Consider the following 7,985-nt stretch of genomic DNA (forward strand, 5'->3'; position numbering starts at 1 on the left):
TCCGGTCGACCCACGGCCCGGAACGGAGGTGACGTCGTGAAGCATGCGCACTCCGCACATCCGTCGATCTCGGTGATCATTCCTGTGGGCTCGTTGGATCCCCTGCTCGACGCCCAGTTGCAGGCGTTGGCGGAGCAAGATGTCGACCATCCGTTCGAGGTTCTGATTTCGGACAATGCAGGCGACGGACGAGTCAGCGATCACGTCGCTTCGCATCCCCTGCGGGATCGACTGCAGTTGACCTGCGTAGACGCGTCACAGCAGGTCGGTGCGGCGCACGCACGCAATCGCGGTGCCGAGAGCGCCTCCGGCGACCTGTTGATGTTCTGCGACGCGGACGACGTGGTGCATCCGTCGTGGCTACGAACGCTCGCCGAACTGGCTCGGACGTTCGACGTGGCAGGTACCGCAGTGGAGACGCACACGTTGAACAGTGCGCGAGCGCTGTCCTGGACTCCGACCACACCGCCCGAGAACCAGGGCCGTACGGATTTCCTGCCGTTCGCCATCGGGGCCAGCATGGCCTGTTGGGCGTCGGTCTATCGCGATGTCGGTGGCATGGACAACCGGTTCAGGGCCAGCCAGGACGTCGAATTCTGCTGGCGCGCGCAACTGTCCGGCTACACCCTCGGTTTCAGTACCGACACTGTCGTGGCCTACAGACTGCGCGCCGAGCTCCGACCCATGCTGCGCCAGTCGTTCCGGCTCGGATTCGGCTTTGCCAAGCTGCGGGGAATCTATCGGCCCCAGGGGTGCCCGGCCATGAAAGTTCGTACGGTCCTGTCGTGGTGGACAGCCCTGTTGGTTCGCAATCCGCTGCTACCGACGGCATGGACCGGGCTGGCCCGTGGTCACTGGTCGAGGGCCCTCGTCATCCGGGTCGGCGAAATTCGCGGGGGCATTGCCTATCGCGCGTTCAGCTGGTGACGTCGGACACACCCACTGGCTCACCGACCCACCCGGCCTGCAGTCTTGATCCGCGCGACTGTAACGGATGGATGACCGATGTTACGGTCGACAACACAGGCCTGCCGAAACCGGCGGCGCGTCCCACGCCTTCACACGAGATCGAGGCCATGTCGAACACGCTTTCCCGAGTGCTGCCCACGGCGGTTGCTGCCGCCGTCGCCGGTGCCCTGTGCTTGACCGGGGCGGGAACGGCGACCGCAGCACCCTCTCCCACCGGCACCTCGGTGTCGGCCACCCCCGTACTCGAGGGTGCCAACGACTTCGGCTGCGTACCCAGTGCGGCCCATCCGCGCCCGGTCGTTCTCGTACACGGAACCAAGATGGATGCGTCGACGTGGAAGACACTCGCACCACAGTTGAAGAGCGAGGGGTACTGCGTCTTCGCCCCCAACTACGGTGGCGTCTCGCTCCTGCTCGATCCGAGCACCACCATCTGGGGTTCGGGCGACATCGCCGAGTCGGGACGTCAGATCGGCCGCTTCGTCGACGAGGTACTTGCCGCCACCGGTGCCGAACAGGTCGATCTCGTCGGCCATTCACAGGGTGGTACTTCTTCACGCCAGTACATGAAATTCGACGGCGGCACCGATCCGCAGGACCCGGCCCGCAACAAGGTTCACACCTTGGTCACCCTCGGTGCCACCAACCACGGGACGACGTTCGGCGGATTGCAGCAGCTCTCCGAACTGCTGACCTCGCTCGGACTCCCCGGCGACGCGCTCACCCCGTTGACGTACAACATGGCCGGTGCACAGCAGTTGGTCGGTTCGACGACGTTGACGAGCCTGAACGACGGCGGTGACGTCCAACCGGGAGTCGAGTACACCGTCGTCGCCACACGCAACGACACGGTGTCGACACCCCCGGGGAACACCTTCCTCCGGTCGGGTGATCCGTCGACGGTGCACAACGTCTGGGTCCAGGACGTGTGCCCGGCCGCCACGACATCGCACATCGGCCTCGTCACCGACCCTGTGCCTCTGTACATGGTCAAGTCGGCGCTCGATCCCGACTACGCAGCGACGACGCCTGCACCCTGCTGACACAGCACGAACCTTCACCACCGGGGCCTCACGACATCACGTCGTGAGGCCCCGGTCGTGTTCGACGGTCTACCGGTCCAACTCGGACTGCAACACCGGTCCGATTTCGGCGAGCGCAGACTGCGACGCCATCTGCCAGTGGGTGGAATGCACGGGCACCACGTTCACGCCCCCGTCGACCGCGTCCTCCCACGTCGACGCTGCAACGGTTCCGGTCGGATCGTCGACGACCGACGCGAAGAGGATCGACCGCCCGACGAATGTCCGTGGCACGTACGAGTCGATCAGCTCCGCCGAGCGGGCGATCCCGTCCAGTATCCCGGCTATCCGTTCGCGGGATATCGCGTCGAACGGAGCAGGCATCGATGCCAACAGTTCCGCCACGGAATCGACCGTGAGCTCTCCGATCTCGATATCGGAGTCTGTTCCCAGGCCGAGGCCGCCGAGCATCTCTCCGGCCGACACGGGGCGGTCCACGAGGTGGTCGGTCCTGCCCGCGACGAACGAGTCCATCATCGCCAGCGTTGCTACCGACTCGCCTTCGTGCTGCAGTTGCACAGCCATGGCGTGCGCGATCGATCCGCCCATCGACCAACCGAGCAGGTGGTACGGGCCGGACGGCTGCACGCTGCGAATCCTGTCGACGAACAGGGCGGCCCACTGTTCGATGGATTCCGGCAGGGGTTCGGTACCGGAGAGGGCAGGCGACTGCAATCCGTAGATCGGACGATCTTCGCCCAGGTACGCCGACAATCCTCCGAAAGCCCAGGAGAGCCCGACGATGGGATGGATGCAGAACAGCGGTGACGCGGAACCACCGATCCGAAGGGGAATCAATGTGTCCAGCCCGCTGGATTCGGCCCCCTCGACAGGCGACGCTGTCGCTGCGGTGATCCGCGCGGCGAGCGAGGCCACGGACGCGTCGACGAACAACCAGTTCAGCGGTATCGGCCCGCCCACGGCCGCTCCGAGCTTGGACACCAACTTGACCGCCAGCAGCGAGTTGCCACCCAACGCGAAGAAGTCGTCGTCCAACCCGACGCGCTCGACTCCCAGGACGTCCGAATACACCGCCGCGATCGATTCCTCGACCGGTGTCCGCGGAGCGCGGAACTCGCGGATCTCGAATTCCGGGGCAGGCAACGCGCGACGGTCCAGCTTGCCCGCCGCATTGAGCGGCAACGCGTCGAGCACCACGAACGCGGACGGCACCATGTACGACGGCACCGCCGACCCCAACTCCGACCGGACCGCCTCGACCTCGATGTCGGCTCCGACCGCGGGCACAACGTACGCCGCCAACGACTCCCCCACCGACAACTGCGCAACCACCACAACGGCCTGACTCACCGCCGGAGACGCCGTCAAGGCAGTCTCGATCTCCCCCAACTCGATTCGCTGCCCACGGAACTTGACCTGGAAGTCCGTCCGACCGATGTACTCGAGCCGCCCGCCATCCATCGACCACCGAACCAGATCGCCGGTGCGATACATTCGCGCCCCAGCATCGCCGAACGGGTTCGCTACAAAACGCTCCGAAGACAGGTCCGGCCGCACAACGTAACCCCGAGCCAACTGCACCCCGGCGAGGTAGAGCTCGCCCGGCACACCCGCAGGCACCGGATGCAACCGCGAATCGAGAACGTGGACAGAGGTATTCCACTCCGGCACCCCGATGGAGACCGAGCCATCCAACCCGACGTCCTCGGAGACGTCGCGATACGTGACACTCACCGCCGCCTCGGTCGGTCCGTACAAGTTGTGCACCCGAGCATCCGACACCGCGCGGCACGTATCCACGGTCCGCGCGGGCAACGCCTCACCGATCACGAAGATGTGCCGAAGCGAAGAGATGGACTGTGCAGCAACCGATTCGGCGAACACCGTGAGCATCGACGGCACGAAATCTGTCACCGTCACACCATGACGGGCGATCTCGGCCGCGACTGCCTCCACGTCGCGCTGCGCGCCCGGGGCCGCCACGATCAACCGACCCCCGGTACGCAGCGGCAGGAAGAACCCCCACAACGACACGTCGAACGTCGTAGCCGTCTTCTGCAAGTACACATCCGACGCGTCGAGACCGTACTCCTGCGCCATCCACGCCATCTGGTTGACGATGGCGCGATGCTCGACGGCCACCCCCTTCGGCCGACCTGTCGACCCGGACGTGAACAGCACGTATGCCAGATCGGCACCGGAGGCACGAGGGAATGCCACCGACCCGACCGGCGGCGGCGGATCCGTGATGTCGACAACCGGAATCGCTGTCCCCGTGGCGAAGTCGTCTCGCGCCGTCGACAGAACGACAACCGGCGACGCCGTGTCGAGAATGTAGTCGTTTCGCTCGGACGGCTGATCCGGATCCACCGGAACGTATGCCGCACCGGACCGCAGCACGGCATACATGCCGACCACCAGCTCGATCGATCGACGCATGGCCAACCCCACCGACACACCCGGCCCGGCACCGTGCTCCTGCAACAACCACGCAGTCGCATCCACCCGGTCCGAGAACTCCCGATACGTCAACGACTGTTCGCCGAACACCAACGCCACCACATCAGGCGACTCGGCCACCACCCGGTCGAAACCATCCAGCAGCACCTCGTCCGAATCGACAGCCACCGCGCTGCCGTTGCCCCGCAACGAGAGTTGTTCACGCTCAGCCGAATCGAGAACGTCGATGTCGCCGACCGCGAGTTCGGGTCGAGCGGTCACGGAGTCGAGAACGGCCACCAGCCGGTGCCCGAAGGACGTCACGGTCGGCTCGTCGAACAGATCCGTGGCGTACATCAACTCGACGGCGAGCCCTGCGCCGTCGCCCCGCTCGGTGAACGTCACCTGGAGGTCGAACTTGGCCGATGCCACGCCGGACCCGAACGCCTCGACGGCGAGATCGGGCAGCTCGAACGAACCCTGCGAGAAGTTCTGGAAGAACAGTGCAACCTGCACCAGTGGGTGTCGTCCTTGCGAACGCACCGGATCGAGTACCTCGACCAGACGCTCGAAGGGAACGTCGACGTTGTCGAACGCCTCGAGGTCGGACGTACGTACCGTGTCGAGAACCTCGACGAACGAGGCACCCGAGTCAACAGGGGTTCGAAGCACCACCGTATTGACGAACATGCCCACCAAATCGTCCAGCCGCGCGTCACCACGGCCACCCACCGGCGCACCGACGGCGATGTCGGCCGTACCCGACAGTGTCGCCAGCAACACGGCCAGCGCGGCGTGCACCACCATGAACGGGGTCGACTCGTTGGCCCGGGCGCATTCGACCACTCGGGTGTGCAGCTCGGGATCGATATCGAACGACACCACCGCCCCTCGTCCCGACGCGACTCGCGGGCGCGGCCGGTCGGCAGGTAACTCCAGTTGTTCGGGTAGGCCGTCGAGTGCGTGCTGCCAGTACTGAATCTGCCTGCTGGCGACGGATTTCGGGTCCGATTCGGAACCGAGCATGTCGAGTTGCCACAGCGTGTAGTCGACGTACTGAACCGGCAGCGGCGTCCACTGCGGTGCCGATCCACTGCGTCGCGCGAGGTATGCCGTCATGACGTCCCGAGACAGCGGAGCCATCGACAGCCCGTCGGCCGAGATGTGGTGTGCCACGAACGCCAATACGTACTCCGGCATCGGACCGGCGGGGTCGGTGACCTCGAACAGCCGAACGCGGAACGGAATTTCGACCGTCACGTCGAATCCACGGCTGAAGAATTCGGTGACGTCGGCCAAGGCGCTGTCACGGGTGACGGTGACCATGGCCGTGTCGACCTGCGCATCGGCCTCGTCGAGCACCTGCTGATAGCCGCTGCCGTCGATGTCGGGATAGATGGTGCGCAACGATTCGTGCCGACCGACCACATCGAGGACGGCGGCCTGCAGCGCATCGATGTCGAGGGAACCGCGCAGCAGCAGAGCAACCGGCACGTTGTTGAGCGCCGACGCGGTGTCCAGTCGGTTCAGGAACCACATGCGTTGCTGAGCGGACGAGAGCGGAATGTGTTGCGGCCGAGCCCTCGAGGCGTCGAGCTGGGCCCGGACCGGAGCGTCGACCGAGTCGACCGCGTTCGCAAGCGCCTCGACGGTGGACGACTCGAACACAGAACGCGCGGGCACGTGCACGCCGAGAGCCGAACCCAGTCGCGCGGCGAGTTTGGTGGCGATCAGCGAGTTGCCGCCGAGCGCGAAGAAGTCGTCGCCTGCACCGACTCGTTCGACTCCGAGCAGCTCGACGAATATCTCTGCTACCGACTCTTCGGTGGGGGTCGACGGAGCCCGGAACTCCGTGGCCTCGAACACCGGTTCCGGCAGTGCGTCTCGGTCCAGCTTGCCGGTGGGAGTCAGCGGGATCGTATCGATCCGCGTGATCACCGAGGGCACCATGTGCGCGGGCAGACTCCGCCCGGCCTCGTCCAGCACCCGGTCCAGGTCGACGTCCGCCCCTGCCACCGGCAGTACGTAGGCTGCGAGAACGGTTGCGCCAGTAGGACTGCGGTGACCGAGGGTCACAGCGAAATCGACCCCGTCCTGCGCTGTGAGAACGGCGTCGATTTCACCGAGTTCGATTCTGAAGCCTCGGATCTGGACCTGAAAGTCGTTGCGGCCCAAATATTCGATGGCACGTCCGGACGCCACTTCCCGCCACCGCACCAGGTCACCGGTGCGGTACAGTCGACTCTGATCCGAGATACCCTCGGCTGCATAGGGATTGGCTACGAATCGCGCCGCGGTCAGCGCAAATCTTCGATGGTAACCCCGCGCAAGGCCGGCACCGGTCAGATACAGCTCCCCCGGCACCCCGGCCGGTACCTGCCGCAACCGGTCGTCGAGCACGTGGTAGCCCATGTCTTTGGTGGACGGCCCGAGCAGCACGGCTTCGCCGGCGTTCAACGGCGGCGAGATGTTGCACACCATCGACGCTTCGGTGGGGCCGTATACGTTGAGAAACCGTCTGCCCGGTGCCCACTTCGACATCAGCTCCGAGGTGAAGGCCTCGCCGCCGATCGCGAGCACTCGCATGTCGGGCACCTCAGCCGGGTCGAGCGAGGCCAGCGCTGCCGGGGTGATGAACGCATGGCTGACGCGGTGGCGGCGGAGCATGTCGGCCAGATCGGACCCGCCGTACACGCCGGGCGGGACTATGACCATCGTCGAGCCTGCGCCCACGGCCATCAGTAGCTCCAGCACGGATGCATCGAAGCTGGGGGACGCGAAATGCAGTGTGCGCGAATCGGAGTCCAGCCCGTAGGTCTCGACCTGAGTGGAGGTCAGCGGAGCCAGTCCGGCGTGGGAGACGGCGACGCCTTTCGGCAGACCGGTCGAGCCGGAGGTGTAGATGACGTACGCGAGCGTGGACGGGCGAATCGGTGCCCGTCGGTCGTCCGCTACGACGGGATCGTCGGAGAACCCCTGGAGTGCGCCTTCGGTGTCGGACGAGTCGAGGCTGATCCACGACACCGACGTCGGCATCGTGTCCTCGAATTGTGTTGCAGTGACACCCATTCGCACGCCGGAGTCGTTCACCATGTGCGTGATGCGGGCGGCTGGGTAATTCGGGTCGATGGGCACGAAAGCAGCACCGGTCTTCGCCACGGCCCACACGGCCGTGACCGATTCGATCGAACGGGTCAGTGCCAGAGCCACGAAATCCTCGGGACCGATCCCGCGTTCGATGAGCAGCCGGGCGAGCCTGGACGACCGGGAGTCGATCTCCCGATAGGTGAGCGACCGGATGCCGAACTCCACCGCGGTACCGTCCGGGTTCTTTTCCACCGCCGCGGCGAGCAGAGTCGGCAGCGCGACCGTACGGGCCGGTCGCTGTCGGGTGGGTCGTGCACGGGTAGGCCTGGGGCGGCTCGACCGTCCACCCACTCGGCCGCCCGACTCGGACGGTGTGCCGGTCGATCCATCCGAACTCATCTGAACTATGACTCCTCACCAGTGTTGCCCCGCGCTCGGTCGTGGACG

General features: G+C 65.7%; 3 protein-coding genes. 2 read left to right on the top strand and 1 reads right to left on the bottom strand.

Going from position 1 to position 7,985, the window contains the following annotated elements; translation table 11 throughout:
* Positions 1-36 precede the first annotated feature (36 nt).
* Positions 37-927: a glycosyltransferase gene (locus tag R3P95_RS04490; protein WP_269594375.1), complete on the top strand. Its 891-nt coding sequence runs from the start codon at positions 37-39 to the stop codon at positions 925-927.
* Positions 928-1,076: 149 nt separating this feature from the next.
* Positions 1,077-2,012, top strand: a complete 936-nt coding sequence (locus tag R3P95_RS04495) for an esterase/lipase family protein (protein WP_149405624.1) — start codon at positions 1,077-1,079, stop codon at positions 2,010-2,012.
* 69 nt (positions 2,013-2,081) lie between these two features.
* Here R3P95_RS04495 and R3P95_RS04500 read toward each other — a convergent pair whose 3' ends face one another.
* A complete protein-coding gene (locus R3P95_RS04500) occupies positions 2,082-7,937 on the bottom strand; it encodes a non-ribosomal peptide synthetase (RefSeq protein WP_317547401.1) in 5,856 nt (1,951 codons plus the stop codon).
* Positions 7,938-7,985 lie beyond the last annotated feature (48 nt).

It is taken from the genome of Rhodococcus cercidiphylli, from assembly GCF_033042225.1.
Taxonomy (GTDB): Bacteria; Actinomycetota; Actinomycetes; order Mycobacteriales; family Mycobacteriaceae; genus Rhodococcoides.

Coding starts and splice junctions, on each gene's coding strand:
- R3P95_RS04500 (WP_317547401.1), bottom strand. CDS start 7,937: ATGAGTTCGGATGGATCGACCGGCACACCGTCCGAGTCGGGCGGCCGA.
- R3P95_RS04495 (WP_149405624.1), top strand. CDS start 1,077: ATGTCGAACACGCTTTCCCGAGTGCTGCCCACGGCGGTTGCTGCCGCC.